27 protein-coding genes are annotated in these 21,975 nt (G+C 32.8%); 14 read left to right on the top strand and 13 right to left on the bottom strand.

Annotated elements, in window-relative coordinates:
• Nucleotides 1-5: 5 nt before the first annotated feature.
• The gene (locus tag C3729_RS12220) at nucleotides 6-455 is read right to left on the bottom strand and encodes a DUF4442 domain-containing protein (RefSeq protein ID WP_104794408.1); all 450 of its coding nucleotides are present in this window, start codon (nucleotides 453-455) and stop codon (nucleotides 6-8) included.
• 129 nt (nucleotides 456-584) lie between these two features.
• Nucleotides 585-2,714, bottom strand: coding sequence for a M3 family metallopeptidase (locus C3729_RS12215; RefSeq protein ID WP_104794407.1), 2,130 nt, complete (start codon nucleotides 2,712-2,714; stop codon nucleotides 585-587).
• Between the two features lie 125 nt (nucleotides 2,715-2,839).
• Between C3729_RS12215 and C3729_RS12210 the strand changes: the two genes are divergently transcribed.
• On the top strand, nucleotides 2,840-3,643 hold the full coding sequence (locus C3729_RS12210) for a head GIN domain-containing protein (protein WP_104794406.1): 804 nt from the start codon (nucleotides 2,840-2,842) through the stop codon (nucleotides 3,641-3,643).
• Nucleotides 3,644-4,075: 432 nt separating this feature from the next.
• Here the strand turns inward: C3729_RS12210 and C3729_RS12205 are convergent, their stop codons facing one another.
• The 3 genes from C3729_RS12205 to C3729_RS12195 are packed head-to-tail and all read right to left on the bottom strand — an operon-like array spanning nucleotide 4,076 to nucleotide 5,887.
• Nucleotides 4,076-4,870, bottom strand: a complete 795-nt coding sequence (locus tag C3729_RS12205; RefSeq protein WP_104794405.1) for a TPM domain-containing protein — start codon at nucleotides 4,868-4,870, stop codon at nucleotides 4,076-4,078.
• Nucleotides 4,851-5,279, bottom strand: coding sequence for a TPM domain-containing protein (locus C3729_RS12200; RefSeq protein ID WP_411266660.1), 429 nt, complete (start codon nucleotides 5,277-5,279; stop codon nucleotides 4,851-4,853). Before C3729_RS12200 ends, C3729_RS12205 begins: the two co-directional genes overlap by 20 nt.
• Nucleotides 5,279-5,887, bottom strand: coding sequence for a LemA family protein (locus tag C3729_RS12195; RefSeq protein WP_104794403.1), 609 nt, complete (start codon nucleotides 5,885-5,887; stop codon nucleotides 5,279-5,281). Before C3729_RS12195 ends, C3729_RS12200 begins: the two co-directional genes overlap by 1 nt.
• A gap of 85 nt (nucleotides 5,888-5,972) precedes the next feature.
• Here C3729_RS12195 and C3729_RS12190 point away from each other — a divergent pair, with 85 nt between their 5' ends.
• Nucleotides 5,973-6,467, top strand: a complete 495-nt coding sequence (locus C3729_RS12190) for a dihydrofolate reductase (RefSeq protein WP_104794402.1) — start codon at nucleotides 5,973-5,975, stop codon at nucleotides 6,465-6,467.
• A 51-nt stretch (nucleotides 6,468-6,518) separates the two neighbouring features.
• The gene (locus C3729_RS12185) at nucleotides 6,519-7,085 is read left to right on the top strand and encodes a hypothetical protein (RefSeq protein WP_069799619.1); all 567 of its coding nucleotides are present in this window, start codon (nucleotides 6,519-6,521) and stop codon (nucleotides 7,083-7,085) included.
• A gap of 156 nt (nucleotides 7,086-7,241) precedes the next feature.
• Here C3729_RS12185 and C3729_RS12180 read toward each other — a convergent pair whose 3' ends face one another.
• The 3 genes from C3729_RS12180 to C3729_RS12170 form a co-directional block, all read right to left on the bottom strand.
• Nucleotides 7,242-7,874, bottom strand: coding sequence for a trimeric intracellular cation channel family protein (locus C3729_RS12180; protein ID WP_104794401.1), 633 nt, complete (start codon nucleotides 7,872-7,874; stop codon nucleotides 7,242-7,244).
• A gap of 43 nt (nucleotides 7,875-7,917) precedes the next feature.
• Nucleotides 7,918-8,376 carry a pantetheine-phosphate adenylyltransferase gene (gene coaD, locus C3729_RS12175; RefSeq protein WP_069799615.1) on the bottom strand — a complete coding sequence of 153 codons (459 nt, stop codon included), beginning with the start codon at nucleotides 8,374-8,376 and terminating at the stop codon, nucleotides 7,918-7,920.
• A 78-nt stretch (nucleotides 8,377-8,454) separates the two neighbouring features.
• Complete coding sequence (locus C3729_RS12170) at nucleotides 8,455-9,438, bottom strand: D-alanine--D-alanine ligase (RefSeq protein ID WP_104794400.1); 984 nt, start codon at nucleotides 9,436-9,438, stop codon at nucleotides 8,455-8,457.
• Nucleotides 9,439-9,543: 105 nt separating this feature from the next.
• Between C3729_RS12170 and C3729_RS12165 the strand changes: the two genes are divergently transcribed.
• From C3729_RS12165 to murI, 5 genes are all read left to right on the top strand, one after another.
• A complete protein-coding gene (locus C3729_RS12165) occupies nucleotides 9,544-10,527 on the top strand; it encodes a PASTA domain-containing protein (RefSeq protein ID WP_104794399.1) in 984 nt (327 codons plus the stop codon).
• A 68-nt stretch (nucleotides 10,528-10,595) separates the two neighbouring features.
• Nucleotides 10,596-11,660: an RluA family pseudouridine synthase gene (locus C3729_RS12160; protein WP_104794398.1), complete on the top strand. Its 1,065-nt coding sequence runs from the start codon at nucleotides 10,596-10,598 to the stop codon at nucleotides 11,658-11,660.
• Between the two features lie 56 nt (nucleotides 11,661-11,716).
• Nucleotides 11,717-12,667, top strand: coding sequence for a PorP/SprF family type IX secretion system membrane protein (locus tag C3729_RS12155; protein WP_104794397.1), 951 nt, complete (start codon nucleotides 11,717-11,719; stop codon nucleotides 12,665-12,667).
• Nucleotides 12,668-12,742: 75 nt separating this feature from the next.
• Nucleotides 12,743-13,867, top strand: a complete 1,125-nt coding sequence (gene hemW, locus C3729_RS12150) for a radical SAM family heme chaperone HemW (protein ID WP_104794396.1) — start codon at nucleotides 12,743-12,745, stop codon at nucleotides 13,865-13,867.
• A 63-nt stretch (nucleotides 13,868-13,930) separates the two neighbouring features.
• Entirely contained in the window at nucleotides 13,931-14,752 is an 822-nt protein-coding gene (gene murI, locus C3729_RS12145; protein ID WP_104794395.1) for a glutamate racemase, read from the top strand.
• Nucleotides 14,753-14,761: 9 nt separating this feature from the next.
• Here murI and rsmD read toward each other — a convergent pair whose 3' ends face one another.
• Together rsmD and C3729_RS12135 are read right to left on the bottom strand one after the other, a co-directional pair.
• Entirely contained in the window at nucleotides 14,762-15,355 is a 594-nt protein-coding gene (gene rsmD, locus C3729_RS12140) for a 16S rRNA (guanine(966)-N(2))-methyltransferase RsmD (RefSeq protein ID WP_260204524.1), read from the bottom strand.
• Between the two features lie 5 nt (nucleotides 15,356-15,360).
• Entirely contained in the window at nucleotides 15,361-16,077 is a 717-nt protein-coding gene (locus C3729_RS12135) for a DUF3822 family protein (RefSeq protein ID WP_104794393.1), read from the bottom strand.
• Nucleotides 16,078-16,143: 66 nt separating this feature from the next.
• Here C3729_RS12135 and C3729_RS12130 point away from each other — a divergent pair, with 66 nt between their 5' ends.
• Nucleotides 16,144-16,461 (top strand): DUF6370 family protein, encoded by a 318-nt coding sequence (locus tag C3729_RS12130; RefSeq protein ID WP_104794392.1) that lies wholly within the window; start codon nucleotides 16,144-16,146, stop codon nucleotides 16,459-16,461.
• Here C3729_RS12130 and C3729_RS12125 read toward each other — a convergent pair.
• From C3729_RS12125 to C3729_RS12115, 3 genes are read right to left on the bottom strand one after another with little or no spacing between them, the layout of a single operon-like run.
• Nucleotides 16,448-16,942, bottom strand: coding sequence for a Smr/MutS family protein (locus C3729_RS12125; protein WP_104794391.1), 495 nt, complete (start codon nucleotides 16,940-16,942; stop codon nucleotides 16,448-16,450). The genes C3729_RS12130 and C3729_RS12125 overlap by 14 nt on opposite strands.
• A gap of 7 nt (nucleotides 16,943-16,949) precedes the next feature.
• The gene (locus C3729_RS12120; protein ID WP_104794390.1) at nucleotides 16,950-17,294 is read right to left on the bottom strand and encodes a hypothetical protein; all 345 of its coding nucleotides are present in this window, start codon (nucleotides 17,292-17,294) and stop codon (nucleotides 16,950-16,952) included.
• A gap of 11 nt (nucleotides 17,295-17,305) precedes the next feature.
• Nucleotides 17,306-17,800 carry a metallophosphoesterase family protein gene (locus C3729_RS12115; protein ID WP_104794443.1) on the bottom strand — a complete coding sequence of 165 codons (495 nt, stop codon included), beginning with the start codon at nucleotides 17,798-17,800 and terminating at the stop codon, nucleotides 17,306-17,308.
• Between the two features lie 42 nt (nucleotides 17,801-17,842).
• On the opposite strand from C3729_RS12115, the gene truA reads away from it, so the two are divergent.
• From truA to C3729_RS12090, 5 genes are all read left to right on the top strand, one after another.
• A complete protein-coding gene (gene truA, locus C3729_RS12110) occupies nucleotides 17,843-18,574 on the top strand; it encodes a tRNA pseudouridine(38-40) synthase TruA (RefSeq protein WP_104794389.1) in 732 nt (243 codons plus the stop codon).
• A gap of 6 nt (nucleotides 18,575-18,580) precedes the next feature.
• The gene (locus C3729_RS12105) at nucleotides 18,581-20,332 is read left to right on the top strand and encodes an ABC transporter ATP-binding protein (RefSeq protein WP_104794388.1); all 1,752 of its coding nucleotides are present in this window, start codon (nucleotides 18,581-18,583) and stop codon (nucleotides 20,330-20,332) included.
• Nucleotides 20,333-20,402: 70 nt separating this feature from the next.
• Entirely contained in the window at nucleotides 20,403-20,600 is a 198-nt protein-coding gene (gene rpsU, locus C3729_RS12100; protein WP_104794387.1) for a 30S ribosomal protein S21, read from the top strand.
• An 85-nt stretch (nucleotides 20,601-20,685) separates the two neighbouring features.
• Nucleotides 20,686-21,570: a tyrosine-type recombinase/integrase gene (locus C3729_RS12095; RefSeq protein ID WP_104794386.1), complete on the top strand. Its 885-nt coding sequence runs from the start codon at nucleotides 20,686-20,688 to the stop codon at nucleotides 21,568-21,570.
• 34 nt (nucleotides 21,571-21,604) lie between these two features.
• Nucleotides 21,605-21,895 carry an HPF/RaiA family ribosome-associated protein gene (locus tag C3729_RS12090; RefSeq protein WP_069799581.1) on the top strand — a complete coding sequence of 97 codons (291 nt, stop codon included), beginning with the start codon at nucleotides 21,605-21,607 and terminating at the stop codon, nucleotides 21,893-21,895.
• Nucleotides 21,896-21,975 lie beyond the last annotated feature (80 nt).

Here is a 21,975-nt window from a genome sequence, read left to right as displayed (position 1 = left end):
TTTCTCTAGTTTTTCACTTTAAAACTCCAGGTAAAAGCAAATTTAGAAACCACATCACCTTTTTGGTCTTTACCTTCAGAAAATAGGGTTAAAGTTTGTCCTTCTCCTGTTTCGATGGCTTTTTGTAAAACGGCATCCAGTTCTTTTCCTTGAAGACAAGAAAAAGTAACTCTACCCACTGCTTTTTTGGTAAATTCTGCTTGGTTATGAACCACCAACATAGAGATTTTTTTGCCAGATTTTCTAATTTTTTCGGCGCAAAGAAACCCCGTAGAAAACTCTGCAGCCATTCCTTGAACTGCCCAAAACATAGAATTAAAAGGGTTTTGGTTCAGCCAGCCGAATTTCACTTTGGTGACGCAGATTTCATCATTCATTACTTTTAGACGCACTCCTGCAATCCAAGAAATTGGGATTTTTAAAAACAGAAATAGGTGTAGTTGGAATTTGTTCATGTCACAAATCTAAAAATTTTAATCTTTGAAAAAAGAAAATTTACTATTCTTAAAATACAAAAAACCACAGAAACGACTTCTGCGGTTTTTTATTCACTATTGAGTTGCGAAGTAAAATTCACATTTTATCTATTTCACAAATCCTTTGTTTTGTAAAAGTGGTTTAATATCTGGAGTTCTTCCTGTAAAATCTTTGAACGCTTGATTCAAGTCTACAGAATTTCCTACAGATAGAATATATTTTCTGAAACGATCGCCGTTTTCTCTGGTCATTCCACCATTGTCCGTAATCCATTTCCAAGCATCTGCATTCAGAACATCGCTCCACATATAAGCGTAATAACCTGCAGAATAACCGCCTCCCCAAATGTGAGCAAAATAAGGAGAATGATATCTTGGTGGAACTTGTGGCAAAGTAAATCCGTATTTAGTTAAGACTTCTTTTTCAAAATCTAAAGTAGGTTTTATTTCAGCTTCAGATTTTACAGAATGCCAAGCCATATCTAATGTTGCCGCAGAAACCAATTCTGTAGTGGCATAACCTTGGTTAAAAGTAGCCGCTTTTTTAATTTTATCTACCAAAGTTTGAGGCATTGGTTGTTTGGTTTCATAGTGTAGTGCATAATTTTTAAGAACTGAAGGCTCTAGCGCAAAAAATTCATTGATTTGAGAAGGGAATTCTACAAAATCTCTAGGAACATTGGTTCCAGAAATGGTAATGTATTTTTGGTTGGCAAAAAGTCCGTGTAAAGTATGCCCAAACTCGTGGAACATAGTAGAAACATCATCATAAGAAATTAATGAAGGTTTTCCTGGAGCAGGTTTTTGGTAGTTGAAAACATTTACAATTACAGGTTTAGTTCCTGTCATAAATGATTGTTCTACGAAGTTGCTCATCCAAGCGCCACCATTTTTATTATCTCTGGTGTAAAAATCTAAGTAATAAATCGCTAAAGATTTTCCGTCTCTATCAAAAACTTCATAAGCTACTACATCTGGATGATAAACTGGTAAATCTTTTCTTTCTTTAAAGGTAATTCCGTAGAATTTTTCTGCAGCGTAGAAAACGCCTTTTTCTAAAACGGTAGACACTTCAAAATAAGGTTTGATTTGGTTTTCGTCTAAGTCATATTTTGCTTTACGCACTTGTTCTGCATAGAAATTCCAATCCCAAGGTGCGAGTTCGAAGCCGCCTTTTTGAGCATCAATTAGCGCTTGAATATCTACAATTTCTCTTTTCGCTTGCTCTACTGCGGGTTTTCCTAATTGGTAAAGTAGATCCATTGCGTTTTCTGGTTTTTTTGCCATTTGGTCTACCAAATTCAGTTCAGCGTAAGAAGATTTTCCCATAAGATGCGCTTTCTCCATTCTCAGTTTCGCTTGTCTTTCGAGAATCGTTCTTGTATCATTTTCATCTCCTTTTTCTGCTCTGTACCAAGAAGCTTTGAATAATTTTTCTCTGGTCGCTCTGTTTTTAAGATTTTGAAGAAGCGGTTGTTGAGTAGTATTGAGCAAAGTCAAAAGATATTTACCTTCATAACCAGCATTTTTAGCATCTGTAGCTGCAGCAGCGATTTCATCAGCAGATAATCCGTCTAATTCCTTAACGTCTGAAATTAAAACAGCTCCTTTTTTTCTCGCTTCTAATAATTTACTAGAAAACTGAGTAGAAAGTGTTGCCAATTCTGCGTTTATTTTTTTCATTTGCTCTTTGTCGGCATCAGAAAGATTTGCACCAGCCAATTCAAAACGTTGCTTGTACACTTCTAACAATCTTTGATCTTCTGCATCTAAACCATCTGTTTTAATGGCTTTAATTCTATTATAAAGTGCAGAATTTAAATAAATTTTATCTGCATGAGATGCAAAAATAGGAGCGTATTGTTCTTCTATTTTCTGTAGAGTAGGATTGGTATTAGAACCAGTAAGGTTGTAGAAAACAATTTGCGCACGTTTCAATACTTCACCGCTTTTTTCAAGTGCCAAAATGGTATTTTCAAATGTGGCTGCTTCCTTGTTGCTAACGATTGTAGCAATTTCTGCTTCGTTTACTTTTAAACCATAGTCAAAAGCGGGAGCAAAATGTTCGTCTTTAATTTTGTCAAATTCTGGAGCCTGATACTGCAATGTACTTTTCTTATAAAAAGGATTGTTTAAAACAGCAGTATCATCAATTTTTGTGGTATTTTCTTTCATGATAGAACAAGAAATGCTGAAACCTAATGCAGACATCAGCAAAATTGATGTAATATTTTTCATTGTTAAATTGTTGAATATTTATAGGGTTAAAGATACAAAATTTGTAGAAAGCGATTCAGTATTCTGTCAAAAGCAATTTTGTAACAAAAAATAAATCTAAACGTCTAATTATTAAAATATTAATCATGCAAAAAACGATTCCTGTCTTTCTTTTAAGCTTATCATTAGCTTCTTGTATCAATGTGAAATCTGATGATGGAAGCATTGGTGATATTTTCACAGGCAAAAAAGGAAATGGACCGATGACTGAAAAAGTATTTTCGGGAGATTTCAATAGCATAGAAGTTTCTACTTCTATTCATGCAGATATTGTAAAATCTAATGTAGAAAAAGTAGTTATTTCTGCGCCTTCAGATATTTTAGAATTTGTGAAAGTAGAACAAAACGGACAAAACGTAAGAATTTATGTAGATTCTGATTATAGAAATCCTATTTCTACAGAAAGAGTAAAAGCTGTTGTTTATGCTAAAGATTTTGATGAATTGAGAGCGAATTCTAGTGCTTCTGTAAAGGTGAAAGATACTTTTATGCAAAATAAACTGAAAGTAGATGTTTCCAGCTCTGCGGACGTTGACGGACATTTAGAAGCCAATCAATTGGATATTTCTGTAGGAAGTAGTGGTAGTTTTTCTGGAAAAGTTTGGGCAGATTATGCTCGTTTCGAAGTTTCTTCTAGTGGCGATTTTTCTGTAGATGGAAAAGTGCAACACGGTAGCTTTCACGCGAGTTCTTCTGGTGATTTTAACGGGAGAAATTTAGAAGTAAAAGAAGGAGAGTTTCACGCTTCCTCTTCAGGAAGTATTTCTGCGATGGTTTCTCAAAAAGCTTCAGCACAAGCTTCTTCTAGTGGAGATGTAAATCTTAAAAAACTGGGAAATCCTGTTATTTCTTCTTCTGAAAGCAGCAGTGGAAGCGTAAATATAAATTAAAATTCATTTTTCTTCATATTCCAATTTTATTAAACCGAAAAAGCAACTCGATTTTGAGTTGCTTTTTATTTGATTTTTAATGTTTTAGAGTCTGTTTAAAACTATTTCATTTGTCATTTTGAGAGGAACGAAGTGGAGCCGAAAAATCTTTAAGAAATAATTTTAAATAGATTCTTCATTTCATAATGCTTCGCAAAATTTCATTCAGAATGACAAAATAAATTTAAATAAATTCTTATTCTTTTTGATTTTTTATAATTAAGTATGAGGCAATGTTTAACATAAATCCTATTGATAAGAAAAATCCAGAAATCAAGCTAGTTCTATTTGAATTTGGATATTCAATAAGTAAAAAAATAGAAATAGTAATTAATAAAAGACTAGAAATGTACATTAAGTTTTTCATGGTTATTTTTCTTAAATTTTAATTTTCTACCAACCTCCAGAAGCGCCACCTCCGCCAAAACTTCCGCCACCACCGAAACCGCCAAATCCACCGCTTGAACTTCCGCCACCGAAACCACCTCCAAAACTTCCTGGGAAAAAACCACCTGGATAGACTCTTCTTCCTCTTCTGGTAAGTATTACATCTCCATCGTCATTGCCAAAACCTCCACCATTATTACTTTTTGACAAAATATAAATAATGAAGAACAGAATAAGTGCAAAAATTAGAATGTGTTTCAGGGAAATATCAATCGGTTGAGGTTCTGATTCAGAAAGTGGTTTAAATTTGCCTCTTACTGCATCCATTATTGCAGAAGTTCCAGCATTTATTCCTGCAAACCATTGCCCTTTTTTGAAATTTGGCGTGACCAAATAATCAAGAATTTGCCCAGAAACAGAAGCGGTAAGATATTGTTCTACACCTCGACCTTGCTGAATAGACATTTTTCTGTCTTCGGTTGCAATAAGGAAAACAACGCCGTTATCTTGTTCTTTTTCTCCGATTTTCCATTTTTCTCCCCATTGTGTCGCTACAAAATTTACATCTTCTCCATTCGTTGTAGGGATAATGACTACCAGAATTTCTGTAGAAGAAGAATCTGCAAATTTGATGAGTTTTTGGTTGATTTCTTCTGTTTCCGTAGCGTTTAATAAACCTACTTCGTCATAAACAGGATAAATTTTACTGGGAGGTTCTGGAACGTTATATTGTGCTGAAATAAAACTATAACAGCTCAGTAAAACTAAAACGAAGAAATTTTTAAGAGAAGGTAATTTCATTAGGTAATTCATTGTGATTTTCTCCGTCAATGGGGAAGAATTTTTTCAATTCTAATCCGGTTTCTAAAATAGCATCTCGCAAACCTTCGAAATATTGACCTTGAGAGAAAGCTGAGGTTATTTTGTCATGCAAATCATTCCAAAATTTTTGATGCACTTTTTCATGAATGCCTTTATCACCAATAATGGTTAAGTATTTTTGTTCAAAATTTACATGAAAAAGTACGCCATTTCTTTCTTTGGTTTTGTCCATTCCCAGAGATTTAAAAACGTCAAAAGCAATTTTGGCATTATTATCATCTGAGTTTTGGTCTATATGCACACGGATTTCTCCGGTAGAATGGTCTTCCGCTTGTTGAATGGCTTCCACAAGGGAAGCCATTTGAATATTATTTAAAAAATTACTCATTATTCAGTGAAAACTTCAGGAGCTTTTTCAGCACCTGCATCTGCTTTAAATAAAGGTTTTTCTTTGAAATTAGAGAAATTTGCGATGATGTTATTCGGGAAAACTTTAATAGAAGTATTGTATTCTTTCACCGCAGCGTTATAATTTACGGTTTCCGCTCTTATGCTGTTTTCTATCGCGGTATATTCTCTTTGGAAATCGATAAATTGTTGGTCAGCTTTTAGGTTAGGATATTGTTCTACTACTGCCATCAATCTACTCAAAGCGCCAGATAATTCACCTTGTGCAGCTTGGAATTTTGCCAAATCAGCTTCGGTCATATTAGTTGGGTCGATGGTTACTTGAGTTGCTTTAGAACGTGCTTCGATTACTTTGGTTAAGGTTTCTTGCTCGAATTTAGCATAAGATTTTACGGTTCTTTCTAAGTTAGGAATAAGGTTTGCTCTTTTTTGGTAAACGGTTTCTACATTAGCCCATTTTTCGTTTACGTTTTGTTCGCTTCCTACAAAACCATTTCTAATGCCAATTCCCCAAAATATTACCAATGCAATTGCGCCAATTAGCACCAAACCTATTGTTCCAATGCCAAAACATCCTTTGTTGTTCATAGTTTAATTTTTTTAATTGTGTATTAAGTGATTCAGTAAACCAAATATACAAATATTATGCTAATTTTGTAAAATATACCTTGAAATGATTACAATAGTAGTAGCAATGGGGAAAAACAGAGAAATTGGTGTTGATAACCAGTTGCTTTGGCATTTACCTAAAGATTTAAAACATTTTAAAGAACTTACGAGTGGTCACCCAATTATTATGGGCAGAAAAACCTACGAAAGTATTGGTAAACCACTTCCTAATCGTACCAATATTGTGATTAGTAGAAAAAATGATTGGTTTGAAGAAGGAATTCTTATCGTAGGAAGTATTAAAGAAGCACTGAAATTTGCCAAAAAAATAGACGAAAATGTTTTTGTGATTGGTGGAGGTACTATTTATGAACAAACGATAGATTTGGCAGACCAATTAGAGATTACTTTGGTAGATGCTACGCTAAATGCGGATACTTATTTTCCAAAAATTGACGAGAAAATTTGGCAGAAAACTCAAGAAACTTGCCATGAAAAAGACGAAAAGAATCAATATGATTTTTGTTTTCAAACTTTTACAAAAAAGACTAGCGTCTAATGTCTGAAATCTAACATCTAATTTTTATATTTGCACACTTAATTTTAAGAGATGAATAAGTACATAAAATTTTTAATTGCTGGCTTAATGATTGCTGCAGGAGTTTACCTGATGATGAACCGTCAAATAGGATGGGGAATTGTAGTAATATTCTTTTCGCTGAGTCCTATTTTATTATTTTTCAAAAATGAATACATCTTATTGGCTTTTTGGCAAATGAGAAAACAGAATTTTGTAAAAGCTGCACATTGGTTAACTTACATTAAAAACTACCAATCTCAGTTGCACAAATCACAATATGGCTATTTTCATTATTTACAAGGGTTAACTCTAGCGCAAGAACATCCTGCAAAAGTAGAACCATTAATGAAAAAAGCTTTAGAATACGGATTAAATATGAAGCATGATAGAGCAATGGCTACGTTAAATATAGCTGCAGCAGCACTTTCTAAAGGAAGAAAAGCAGAAGCTCAAAAATTATTAGAAGAAGCCAAAAGATTAGACGATCAAGGAATGATGGCGGATCAAATAAAAATGATGAAAGACCAATTGAAAATGCCTTCTATGCAAAAACACATGCATAATCCACAAATGAGACACAGAGGAAAATTCTTCTAAAGAGAGCCAAGTTAAAAGTAAAAAGAGCCAATAAATTGGCATATTATAAATAAAACTTCTGAGAAATCTTTCAGAAGTTTTTTTATGGTTTGTCTTGTCCTTCAAAGAGTTGCGAGATATAGGTTTTTTACTTCCGACTTCGGACTTCCAAACTTCCTACATTTCTGCATCATTGAAATTTCCGTAAAATTTTGGCATTTGCCAATGGTATTTTACCGCTAGTGTTCTAATGCTTACAATAAGAAGAATGGTTAAGATTTGATTGATTTCTTCAGACAAACCACTGAAATTTCTCAGAAGGATGTAGACTATTCCACCTACAATTGCTGCAGTCGCATAAATTTCTTTTCTGAAAATCAAAGGAATTCTATTCAGTAAAATATCTCTGATAATTCCACCAAAACAACCAGTAATTGTGCCTAAAACTACTCCAATAACGGGATGTAAGTCTGCGTTTAGTCCTTTTTGAACCCCAATAATTGTAAAAAGTCCCAATCCAAGACTATCAAAAATAAAAAGCGTTACCTGAAATTTTTTCTCAATTAATTTGAATATCATCGTAAAAATAGCAGTGAAAAAAATCAAACTCACGGCTAATAAATCGTGCATCCAAAAAACAGGGACATCTAATAATAGGTCTCTTACGGTTCCACCACCTACAGAAGTTACAAATGCAATAATAAGAACGCCAAAAGGATCGAAACGCTTTTGCATAGCCGCAAAACTTCCCGACATCGCAAAAGATATCGTACCAAGCACTTCTATTAAAAAGGTAAAATCTGGAAGCATAGGTAGAAAAAGTTTAAAAAATTTGAGTGAAAATTAAAAAAATCTAAACTCTCACTGCATCAGGAACAAATAATTGATATTCTCCTTTGTTTGAAATAATTTCTCTTACAATGCTGCTGCTGATAAATGATTTTCCAGAAGAGGTAAGCAAGAAAACAGTTTCTAATTTTCTTCTCGCCAAAGTTCTATTGGTATGAGCAATTGCTTTTTCAAATTCAAAATCGGCAGGATTTCTGAGACCTCTCAGAATAAATTGAGCTTCTTTTTTGATGCAATAATCGATGGTTAATCCTTCAAAATAATCTACTTCTACATTGGGGAAATGCGCTACAGATTTTTGAATAAATTCCATGCGTTTTTCTAGCGGAAACATATATTTTTTCTGAGAATTCTGTCCGATAGCGATGATGAGTTTATCAAACAGAGGAACAGCTCTTTCAATAATGTCAAGATGTCCTAAAGTAATCGGGTCAAAAGATCCTGGAAATACAGCGATTTTCATAGAAATTCTAGATTTTAGATTTTAGATTTTAAATTTTTTGGAAACATCCTTTAAAATCTAAAATTTATCATTTAATAATTATTTAGCTAATGCTTTTTCTACTTCGTTTCCACAAAGGTCTTTGATAGAAATTCCGTAAATTTTTGCTTGTTGAGGTAAGATAGAAGTTGGTGAAAATCCAGGATTGGTATTCATTTCTAGCATGTAAGGCGTTCCATCCATAATGATGTATTCACTTCTAGAAAAACCGCTCATTCCCAAAGATTCATAGGCATGTTTTGCGATTTTTTCTACTTTGTATCTGGTTTCTTCGTCTAATCTAGCGGGTGTAATTTCTTCGGAAGCACCTTCATATTTCGCTTCGTAATCGAAAAATTCTTTGTGCGGAACAATTTCTGTAATTCCAAGAACAATGGTTTCGCCTTTGTAATCGATAACACCTACAGAAACTTCCATTCCGTTTAAGAAAGATTCTATTAAAATTTCATCATCTTCTTTGAAGGCAAATTCTATCGCTGCCGCCAATTCAGATTTGGCTTTAACTTTAGAAATTCCGAGTGAAGAGCCACTTTGATTGGGTTTTACAAATAAAGGTAGACCTAATTCTTCTAGAATTTTATCTTCATTAATATTTTCTCCTTTTCTCAGGTAAAAACTTTTTGCAGAAGGAATACCATATTTTGCTAAAACGGCAAGAGTATCTTTTTTGTTGAAAGTAAGAGCGCTTTTGTAGAAATCACAGCCGGTATATTTTTGACCAATAGCGTTCCAATAGCCTTGTAATTCACCATTTTCGCCAGGAGCACCGTGAATAATGTTGAAACAAACGTCAAATTTTAAAATTGCTCCGTCTGAAAGCGTTACCGAAAAATCTCCTTTGTTAATGGGAAGTTTTTCTTCATTTTCGTTTAAAAAGTACCATTCGTCTTTTAGAATTACTACTTTATAAACATTATATAAATCTCTGTCTAGAGAATCATAAATCAATTGGCCGCTTTTCAGAGAAACCTTGTATTCATCAGAGAAGCCACCCATTACTACGGCTACATTTTTCTTGCTCATACTTTTTAAAAAACTAATAAACGCAAATGTAATTATTTTTCAACTTAAATATTTCATAATTTTATATTTATATTTGCGTTTATATTTCGAATAAATAAAAAATTTATGCTTCGATCTTTTTTCCACTGGAAAGTTTTTGTAAACTTAATAGTAGCACTTGTAATTTTTGTAGGAGTAGTTTGGCTTACCTTTCGATGGCTAGAATTTCACACCAATCACGGTGAAGAAATTCAGGTTCCGAATGTTGTCAATATGAAGGTACAACAAGCAATAGAGGTTTTAGATGACCAAGGCTTAGAATATGAAGTAGATAGTTTTAAATACGATCCAAAATTTAAGCCATTGCAAGTTCTTAAAATCTATCCAAATCCAGGTTCTAGAGTGAAAAATGGTAGAGCCATTCTTTTAAAAGTTAATCCTAAAACTTATGCGCCAGTTGCGGTTCCTGATGTTTTGGATAGATATAAGTATTTGGCTTTCAGAAAGTTTGACTTATTAGGTTTAAAGGTAGGAGACACTATTTATGAGCCTAATATTCAGAAAGATGCGGTCATTAGAATGATGTTTAATGGCAGAGTGATCAAACCGGGAGAAAAAGTACCGATGTATTCTACGCTAGATTTAGTCATTGGTTCTGGACCGATGAGAAACGTAGTGATTCCTAATTTGGTAGGAAGAACTGTGGCAGAAGCGAAAGCAATAATTACCCAAAACTATTTTGAATTAGGGATTGTAGACCATGAAGATGGATTAAGTGATGAATCGGACATTATTTACTATCAAGATCCCGCAAGTGGTTCTGTAAGAGATCAAGGAATGCAAATAGATTTGTGGGCAAGTAAAAAAACACCTGCCGAAATGCAGTCTAAAATCCAAAAACTGAATAGTATTTATAGAACTACGGATATTAATACCATGCCAGAACCTTCTGATAATGAGTTTATCCCAGTTCCAAGTGAGGAGCCAGTAAATACTACACCAAAACCACCTGTAGAAAAACCTAAAACCACTACCAATACAAATAATACAAAACCTACAGAAACAAAACCAGCAGAAGAAAAACCAGCTAAAAAGGTAATTGTAGAGTAGTTTTTTAGAAATTAAAATAATTTATAGAACTTTGCCGAAAATTTTTTGGCAAAGTTTTTTTGAATAATATGAGCGAAAAAGAAGATTTTTTAGAAGAAGAGCTATTGTTAGAAGACGAAAATTCTAATGACGAAGAAAACTCGGGGTTGTTTGAACATCTCAATATTACTGTTGATAAAAAACAAGAACCTTTAAGAATAGATAAATTTCTTTTGATTTATCGCCAAAATTCTTCTAGAAATAAAATTTCGCAAACATGTAGAGCAGGAAACGTCATCGTAAATGGTAATCCTGTAAAACAAAATTATCGTGTAAAGCCGAGTGATGAAATTTCGGTTTTATTAACGCATCCTCCGCGTGAAAATGTTATCATTCCAGAAGATATTCCCTTTAAAATTGTCTATGAAGATGATGATGTTTTGGTAGTAGACAAAGAACCAGGAATGGTAGTTCATCCAGGTTTTGGGAATTGGCAAGGAACATTGGTGAATGCAGTTGCGTTTCATTTTCAGAAAAATGGATTTACTTCAGATTTAGATAGAGTAGGCTTGGTTCATAGAATTGATAAAGACACTTCTGGATTGATTGTTTTAGCCAAAAATGAATATGCATTGAGCTTTTTGGCCAAGCAATTTTTTGACCGAAAAACCAAACGTTTATATTGGGCTTTTGTTTGGGGAAATTTAGAAAATGACGAAGGCACAATCAGAGGACACATCGGAAGACATCCGAAAAACCGAATGCAAATGGCAGTTTATGAAGATGGAAGCCAAGGAAAACATGCGGTAACACATTATAAAGTTTTAGAAAGATTCAAATACATGACTTGGGTGGAATGTAAACTAGAAACGGGAAGAACTCACCAAATTAGAGCGCATTTTAAACATATTGGTCATACGCTTTTTAACGATGAAAGATATGAAGGTCATGAAATTTTGCGTGGGGTAAACTTGCCAAAATACAAGCAATTTGTAAAAAATGTCTTCGAAGTTTTACCTAGACATGCTTTACACGCTCATACTTTAGGTTTCATTCATCCTACTACAAAAAAAGAAATGTATTTCGAATCACCAATGCCAAAAGATATGCAAGATGCGGTAGAAAAATGGAGAAATTACTTGCAAAATGCTTAAAATTGTGGTACTATAAAACAATTTTACTTAAATTTGACGTTTAGAAATTCACGACCATGAAAAAAATATTATTCACATTTTTTGCTGCTTTTTCAGGATTGAACTATGCTCAAGAAACAATTCCTATGTATCAGCAATATTTATTTGATAGTGAATTTCTCTTTAATCCTGCACATATTGGTAAAACAGATGATGTAAATTTGGTTGCCAATTATCAAAAACAATTTTCAAAATTTGATGAATCTCCCAATGTGCAATCGGTAGGAATTCATGCCAATGCTTTTGATAGAGTAGGAATAGGCGCTTATTTTTTTCATGACCAAAACGGACCAATTTCTGCAAATGGAATTGCAATTGGCGCTTCTTACTTTGTTCCACTCAGTGATGAAGATGGCAGAAAAGACCAATTTTCTTTCGGAACTTCAGTAAATTTTTACAATCAGAACTTTGATGTTTCTAAAGTAAATGCGCAAGATCCAAATGATCCTTTGCTTTACGAAAATAACAATAGTATTTTCATTGCTTATGCTAATTTAGGGTTACAAGCTACTTATAGCAGAGCTTTTGCGGGAATTTCTGTTGCAGATATTCCATTGAGTAACAATACACCAGTGGTAAATGGTATAGAACCGTCGCCAACCAGATTTTACCTTAATGCAGGTTACGATTGGGAAATTACCGAAGGATTTTCGGTAGAACCTTCTGTGATGATGAATTTGAATACCAATTCATCTAGAATGTTTGACATCAATGTTTTGATGAAATTGTATGGTGAAAGTGACTATTTTGCTGCGGGAATCAATTACAGAACTGCAAAAAGTGCTGTGGGAAGCCAACAGTTAAGCATGTCACCTATTATTAAATTTAAACTTAATAAACTCCATTTCGGAGCTTCTTATAATTTAGGATTGTCTGATATTCAAGAATACGGCGGAAATTCTTTCATGCTCAGTTTAGGTTATGATATTCCTAATTTCATCAATCAAAGAGGATTTAGATATCGTTAACGAATTTTAGAATTCTGATTTCAGACTTACGATTTATTAGTAAATCGTCTATCAAACATCTAACACCCAACAAAATTGATTTACCTCCACATTCCTTTTTGCAAGCAGAAATGCAGTTATTGCAATTTTCATTTTTCTACTTCATTGAAGCAGAAAGACGAAATGATTTCGGCAATAAAAAAAGAAATTTTTCTAAGAAAAGAGGAGCTGGAAAACAAAACACTTTCGTCTCTGTATTTTGGTGGCGGAACTCCGTCTATTCTTTCTGTGGATGAAATCAAATCTTTAATAGATGAGATTTTAAAGTATTTTGATTTTGAGAAGAATATTGAAATCACACTAGAAGCTAATCCTGATGATTTGGATAAAAATTTTCTGAAAGATTTAGCCAAAACCGAAATCAATCGACTTTCTATAGGAACACAAAGTTTTTTTGAAGAAGATTTAAAGCTCATGAATCGTGCTCATAATGCTTCTGAAGCCGAAAGTTCTATCAAAAGAGCGCAAGATTTTGGCTTCGAAAATCTGAGTATTGATCTAATTTATGGTTCGCCAACTTCCAATTTTGAAATTTGGAAAGAAAATCTTCAGAAAACCATAGAGCTTCAAGTTCCTCACGTTTCTTCTTACGCATTGACCATCGAGCCCAAAACAGCTTTGAATGCTTGGATTAAGAAAAATAAAATCGCAGAACCGAAAGAAACAGAGCAAAATAAAGAGTTCTATTATATGTCTGATTTCCTAAAAGATAATGGTTTCATACATTACGAAATTTCTAATTTTGCTAAAAAAGATTTTGAATCGAAGCACAATTCAGCGTATTGGAAATATAAAGAATATCTGGGAATAGGTCCTTCTGCACATTCTTATAACGGTAGAAACGAGCGCAGTTGGAATGTTGCTAATAACACCATTTATATTAAAAATTTAGCAGAAAACATCCTTCCCAAGGAAACCGAAAAACTTTCTGAAAAAGACCAGTACAATGAAATGCTCATGATTGGTCTCAGAACGATTTGGGGTGTAGATTTAGAAAAACTCCACGAAAAATTTTCTGGCGAAATTTTAGAAATTTTTAAAAATAGGATTCAGTCAAAATTAGAAGAAGGAATTCTAGTGATAGAAGAAAATCACTTAAAAATTCCAGAAAAACATTGGTTTTTAGCCGATGGAATTGCTTCAGATCTCTTTATTCTTTAAAAAATCTAAAATCTAAAATCTAAAATCTAAAATCTTTAGTATTTTTGTAAAAATTTCAAGCCTTTGAAACCAGATTATTCTCATCTTTCATCATCACAACCGATAGGGATTTTTGATTCCGGTGTTGGTGGACTTACCGTAGCCAAAGAAATAAAACGATTAATGCCGCACGAAAATTTTATTTATTTCGGTGACACTGCACATTTACCTTACGGCGAAAAATCTAGAGAAGCGATTATCGGTTTTTCTTTAAAGATTACCCAATTTTTATTAGAAAATAATTGTAAAGCCATCGTTATTGCGTGTAATACAGCCACAGCAAATGCTTTGCAAGAGGTGAAGGAATTGGTGGGAAATCAGGCTTTGGTTTTTGATGTTATTAACCCAGTTGCAGAAAAAGTAGCTTTCGAAATTCACCAAAATGTAGGAGTTATTGCGACTAAAGCAACGGTAAATTCTGGTTTGTACAGAAAATCTATCAGAAAACTGAATAAATATATTCAAGTAGATGAATTGGCAACGCCTTTATTGGTTCCTGCCATCGAAGAAGGTTTTGTAAATCACCCAATTACACATGCAATTATTTATAACTATTTGAGCGACAAAAAGTTAAAAAATATAGAAACCCTTATTCTAGGTTGTACCCATTATCCGCTTCTGATTGAAGAAATCAAAAAATATTACGGAACCAGAGTAAGAGTCATTGATTCTCCTAAAATTGTAGCGAGTTATGTAAGAGATATTTTGAGCAAAAATGACTTGCTAAATACTCAACACGAAGAAGGAAATACCGATTTTTACCTTTCAGACATCACGAAAAACTTCGAGAAAATTTCGAAAAAATTCTTTGGAAATAAAATTAGTTTGGAGCTAAAAAAACTTTAGAATCTAAAATTAAGCTTCAGAGGTTTCCTCATTTTGATTTGCTTCAAAGAAAGAAAAACTCACATTTCCGTATTTTCTGGTTTCGATTAATTGAGGATGCTCTAATTTCATTTTAGACTGATGTTCTAAAACAAAAGTTCCGTTTTCTTTTAAGAAATTATTATTGAGAACCAAAGAAATCAGTTCATTGTATTTTTTTTCTTCTAATTCAAAAGGCGGATCTGCAAAAACAATGTCAAAAGTTTTCTTGGTTCTGTTTTTCTTTAACCATTCGAAAACATCACCACGCTGTACATTAATTTGAAGCGCCATTTCTAGTTCTGCAGCAGTAGAATTAATGAAAGCAGCATGTTTAGGATTCATTTCTACTGCAGTAACGTCTTTGCAATCTCTAGAAGCAAATTCTAAACTAATAGAGCCAATTCCAGCAAAAAGGTCTAAAACGGAGCAAAATTCTACTTCGTGACGATTCGCCAAAATGCTGAAAAGTGCTTCTTTAGCAAAGTCTGTGGTAGGTCTTACATCGAAATTTTTAGGAGCAGAAATTCTTTTTGCTTTCCATTTGCCAGAGATAATTCTATACATGGTTGATTTTTGATAAATGATTTTTAAGAAAGAACAAAATTCTTTTTCGGAGCGTTGTCAAAATGGACTTTAATATTTTTAACAAACTTTCTCAGTTCTGAAATAAAGGTTTCGTTTTCGTGAGTTTCTCCATAAATATGAAAATACGTTTCTGCGGTTCCAAAATTTATTTTGCTCAAAGAAAACATGATGAAATACAAGAAATCTACTTCAGAATCAGCATCTAAGTTATTATAAAGAATCACTTTTTTATTTTCAAAAGCGAAAAATTCTACTTGATGATGATATAAATTGATGTGAATTTCTTTGTGGTTTTTAACAGTTAAAGCATTTAAAAATTTTTCGCCAGAGAAATTAAATTTCGTAAGTAATTTTTTTGCTTTAATTTTTTGGTAAAAATGCTTTGGAAAAGTGTAGTAAAATTGCACCGCAAATTTTTTGTTCACAGAAAGCATCAATTCTTCGTTGGCTTCGTCTACAGGAGCGTTATAAGAAATCAGTTTGTAACCCAATTCGTGCTCTGCAAAAGTATCTGGAGTAAGCGAAAAATGATTAAGTGCAGAAATCACTTCTATTTCTTTGTAGTCATCAAATTTTAAAACATCATCTAGTTTTTCTTCTACTAAATGAGGCGAAGTTTCTTCTGTCACGAAATGAAATGCTTCTTCTAGCACTGATTTTCCTTTAGAAATGTGCCATTGTAAACCATCTTTGGTGAAAAGTAAAGAAAGTTTTTTCATAGTTTTTTACCAATAAATGCAAAGGTATTGATTTTTAAACTATTTTTGAAAGATAGTTAAGGTAATATGAAAAATCTCGTTTTATTTATTGCACTTTTGAGTTTTACTTTTGGATTTTCTCAAGAGAAAAAGAAGCAAGTTGTAGAAGCAGCTTGCGGACAATGTCAGTTCAAAATGAAAGACAAAAAAGGTTGTGATTTAGCCGTAAGAATTGACGGGAAAAGTTATTTCGTAGAAGGTACTAAAATAGATGAACACGGAGATGCACATGCTGATGACGGTTTTTGCAATGCCGTCAAAAAAGCAGAAGTCATCGGTGAAGTGAAGGATGGAAAATTTGTGGTAAGTTATTTCAAATTGCTGCCAAATTCTACAAAAAAGTAACCAAGGCATTTCCCGTGCTGTGATAGAAAAAATCATGGTCTTCGTATTCTATTCCTGCGAAACCTTGTAAAACTTCGTGTACCATATTTTGCAAAACGCCATCCCCAATTCCGTGGATAATGTTCAGTTTTTTCATGTTGTTGCTTCTGCAATATTCTAATTTTTCAATGAGCTTTTCACGCTGAATCATCAATCTTTCCCAAGATTCAAAATCTTGAGGATTATTGACCAATTTTTCGAAATGTAAATCGATGGACTGCGGTTGAGTTTGATTTTTTTTAGAAATTTTAGTAGAGGTTTCCTTTTTTGCAGTGATAGAAATATCATCATAAATATTATGATTGTAGAGTACGACTTTACTTTTTTCAATGTCATAATGAAAACCATGTTCGTCTTCTATTTGCACTAGATTTTCTTTGAAAGCAGAAATTTTCCCTTTCAAATCATCATCTATCACCGAAACCAAATCGCCTATTTTCATTTTAAAGTTATTTTGACAATATTCCTAAAATTTTATTTTCGATTTTTTCAAAGAAAATAATGTAAAATCTATCGTTATCATCTTCTAAATTAAAACTAGTAATTCCAATATTTGCGGTATTGCTGTGTTTTAAATTTTCAACAAGCTTATGAAAGGCTTTCATAAAATATGGCGGTTGATTTCCTAGTTCTTCACTTATTTCATACCTTAATGCATAGATCTCCTCACAATATTTTTTTTCTAGAACGATTGAATGAAGTTCTAGATTTTGTGCTTTTGAAATAAGTTTTAAAATATTCTCAACACTATCAAACTCGAGATTTAACTTCAATAAGTTTTCTAAATTTTCCAAATTCTTATAATTTACTTCGCTCCCAATTCCACCACTTCTAGATTTTCAATTTTCTCACCATTGATTTCAAATCTCAGCATGGTTCTCATTTTATGCCAACCATGTTTTCCAGCAGCGCCAGGATTGAGATGCAGAATTTCTAATTCTCTGTCATACATTACTTTCAAAATGTGAGAATGTCCGGAAATAAAAATTTGAGGTTTTTCTTCCTTTAATATTTGTTTCACTCTTGGTGCATATTTATGAGGATATCCGCCAATGTGAATCATCACTACTTTTACTTTTTCACAATCAAAAACATTTATTTCTGGGAATTCAGCTCTTATTTTTGCTTCATCAATATTCCCGAAAACACCTCGTAATGTTCCTACTTTTTTCAGTTCGTCTATCACTTCTAAATTTCCAAAATCACCAGCATGCCAAATTTCATCAGCATTTTTAGCATATTCTAAAATTCTATCGTCTATATAAGAATGGGTGTCGGAAAGTAGAAGGATTCTTTTCAAAAAAATGTATTTTTGCAGTTGAATTCTACAAAAATATAAAAATTGCGTTACTTTATTGAGTTTTCCTACAATGGTTCTACGTTTTTTGGCTATCAAATTCAGCCAAATGAGATTTCTGTGCAAGAAGAATTAGAAAAAGCACTTTCTATGATTCTGCGAACTGAAATTAAAACTACAGGAGCAGGAAGAACAGACACGGGAGTTCACGCCAAAAAAATGTTTGCTCATTTTGATTTTGATGGGGAAATTTCTAAGAAATTAGTGCATCAACTGAATTCTTTTCTTCCACCAAGTATTGCTGTGAAGAAGATTTTTGAGGTAAAAGAAGATTTTCACGCGAGATTTTCAGCAAAATACAGAACGTATGAATATTATATTTCGCTGGAGAAAAATCCTTTTTCTGAAAAATTTGCGTGGCAACATTGGAGAAAATCTCTGGATATGGAAAAAATGAATGAAGCGTGCAAAATTCTCTTTGAGTACGAAGATTTCGGGAGTTTTGCAAAAGTGGGAGCAGATAATAAAACCAATATTTGTAAAATCTATCACGCAAATTGGGAACAAAACGGAAATGAACTTAAATTTACCATCTCAGCAGATAGATTTCTCAGAAATATGGTTCGTGCGATTGTAGGAACTATGGTAGAAATAGGCAGTGGAAAACTAAAACCTGCCGATTTAAGAAATGTGATAGAAGCTAAAAATAGAGGTGTTGCAGGAACTTCTGCACCAGCTCATGCATTATTTTTAGTAGATGTAGGATACGATTTTTAAAAAATTATGAACAAAAAACCAACCACCAGCAATATCATTCAGCGTCTTTTTTTCATAGGAATGAAATTTAGAACGTGGTTTATTTTAGCCCTAATTATTTCTATTATTTTAGCGATAGTTTCGGTGTATAGACCTATTCTTACTCAGCAGATCGTAGATATTGATATCTTAAAACTTAAAGACAATAACGTCTTGATGAAGGATATTTATTTCTTAATTGGTTTGGTAGTAGCAGAAACTATTTTGAATTTCTTTCTTGTTTTTCTTTCTAATTATATCGCTCAAAATGTAATTAGAGACATTAGAGAAAGGCTGTATCATAAACTTATTTATTTTAAAACTGCTTTCTTTGATAAAACAGCCATCGGAAATTTGGTGACCAGAGCAGTAGGAGATGTAGAAACCATTGCTACGGTTTATACGGATGGATTTTTGATGGTTTTCGGAGATATTTTAAAAGTGGTTTTCGTTTTGGTAGCGATGTTTCAGGTGAATACGGAGCTGAGTTATATTTCGCTTACCATTTTACCTATCATGTTGGTGATTACAAGGTTTTTTCAGAAAAAACTAAGAAAAGCATTTGGTGACGAAAGAGCTTGGACTTCTACTCAAAACAGTTTCGTGCAAGAAAGACTTTCGGGAATGTCACTCATTCAAGTTTTTAATAGACAAGAAGCAGAATTTAAGAAATTTGATGATATTAATGTCAATTTAAAGGCAGCTTTACTGAAAACGGTTTTCTATTTTTCATTGTTTTTTCCTGTGGTGGAATTGATTTCTTCTGTTTTTATAGGGTTGATTCTTTTTGTGGCAGGATATAATGCATTGACGGCGAGAGATATTTCTCCAGGACAAGTGATTGCGTTTATTTCTTATATTAATATGTTAATTCGTCCGCTTCGTCAGATTGCAGATAGATTTAATAATATTCAGCGTGGTTTGGTAGGTGCAGAAAGAGTTTTAGGAATTATGGACGAAGAAAACTCGATGCCGAATCTCGGAACCATCAAAAAAGACCATATCGAAGGAAAGATAGAATTCCAAAATGTAAGATTTTCTTATGACGAAAAGCAAGAAGTTCTGAAAGGAGTCGATTTCAAAGTAAATCCAGGCGAAACAGTAGCAATAGTTGGAGCGACTGGTGCTGGGAAATCTACCATTATTCAGTTGATTACAAGATTTTATGATATTAACTCAGGTAAAATTTTACTGGATGATATTGATATCAGAGATTATGAATTGTACGATTTGCGAAGCAAAGTAGGGGTAGTTCTGCAAGATGTTTTCCTTTTTCATGGGAGTATTTATGAAAATCTTACTTTGGGGGACATTATTCCGCTTGAAAAAATTAAAAAAGTTGCCCAAGATATAGAAGTAGATGAATTTATTGAGCGATTACCGGGAGGTTATGACTTTGTAGTAAGCGAGAGAGGAAGTAGTATTTCTCTTGGTCAGCGACAATTGTTATCTTTCTTAAGAGCTTATCTTTCTGATCCTAAAATTTTGATTTTAGACGAAGCAACTTCTTCTATAGACCCAGAAAGTGAAAAATTGATACAGAAAGCTACTGAGAAAATTACTCAAAACAGAACTTCAATTATCATTGCGCATAGATTGTCAACCATAGAAAAAGCCGACAAAATTCTTGTGATGGATTCTGGTAAAGTAGTAGAAGAAGGCAAACACGAAGAACTATTGGCGAAAAATGGATATTATGCAAATCTGTATAAAGCACAGCTTCACAAAGAAATTTTTTAATTTTTGTAATTAAATTTTGTGGAGTTTAAAAAATTTCATACTTTTGCAACCACAAAATGAGATGTAATATATGTTAATAATTCCAGTAAAAGACGGAGAGTCTATCGACAGAGCACTTAAAAAGTATAAAAGAAAATTTGATAAAACTGGTGTTGTAAGAGCTTTAAGAGCTAGACAACAGTTTACAAAACCTTCTGTAACTTTTAGACAATCAAAGCTAAAAGCAGCTCATAAGCAAAGAGAATTAAGCAAAGAAGAACAAGCTTAATTAGTTTTTCTTTAAAAAATATCTAAATCACTTTTCAAATTCTTATATTTGAGAAGTGATTTTTATTTTATACACCTATTAATTTATGATTAACAAGTTTCTAGATTATATTTCTGTAGAGAAGCGTTATTCTCAAAATACGCTGGTGAGTTATAAAAAAGATTTAGAAGACTTGCTGCTGTTTATTTCAGAAACAGAAGGAACGGAAGATTTAAAAAAGGTAGATAAAAAAATCATTCGTAATTTCATTGTCTCACTTTCTGAGAAAAAAATCCAAAAAAGAAGTATTAACCGTAAACTTTCTAGTTTAAGGAGCTTTTATTTATATCTTCTGAAAATAGGTGAAATTCAAGTTTCTCCTTTAGAAACGATACCTTCCCTAAAATTTTATGCCGAAAAACAAATTCCTATTTCTGAAGAGGAGATGGAAAATTTAGGAGAGATTTTAGAAAGTGAATCAGAGAATTCTTTAGAAAAGCTTATTATAGAAACGCTTTACCAAACTGGAATGAGGAAATCGGAACTCTGCAATATATTATTAGAGCAAGTAGATTTTTCAAAATCTGAAATATTTGTCAAAGGGAAAGGAAATAAGCAAAGAGTAGTTCCCATTTCTGAAAATCTACTAAAACAGATGAGGGAATACATAGCAATTAGAAAGTTTAATGAAGATTCTGGTATTTATTTTTTCGTTCGTGAAAATGGAAAAAAACTATCCGAAAAATTTGTGTATTCAGTGGTAAATAGCTATCTTAGTCTTATAACTTTAAAGAAAAAAAAGAGTCCACATATTTTAAGGCATAGCTTTGCCACTCATGTTTTGAATAATGGCGCGGAAATTTCTAAAGTTAAAAAAATCTTAGGTCATTCTAGTTTAGCTTCTACACAAGTTTACACGAATGGCAATATAGAGCAATTAAAAAGAGTGTTTAATCAGGCTCATCCCAGAGCCTATAAAAAAGAAGATTAGTTTTTCTTTTTTAATTAAAAAAAATGTTAGCGTTATGAAAATTACAGTACAATCAATCGGTTTAACACCACATGCACCACTAGAAGAATATTTAGACAAAAAATTAAATAAGTTAGAAACCTTTTATGATAAAATTATCGAGTGCGAAGTTTTCTTAAAAGTAGAGAATTCTTCTGAAAAAGAAAACAAGACTGCTGAGATAAGATTACATGTTCCAGGTGATGATATTGTGGTAAAGAAGACAAGTGCTAGTTTTGAAGAAAGTTTAGACCAGTGTTATGATACTGCTAAGAAACTGTTAATCAAGAAAAAAGAAATGGCATAGAAAAATAATTAAAATTTTTTTAAAAAATATTTGTGGATTTCAAAAAAACTGTATTATATTTGCACTCGCAAAAAGGGAAT

This window comes from Cloacibacterium normanense (genome assembly GCF_002943105.1).
Taxonomy (GTDB): Bacteria; Bacteroidota; Bacteroidia; order Flavobacteriales; family Weeksellaceae; genus Cloacibacterium.
The sequence above is the reverse complement of the archived record's forward strand: the minus strand, read 5'-3'. Positions and strand labels throughout refer to the sequence as shown.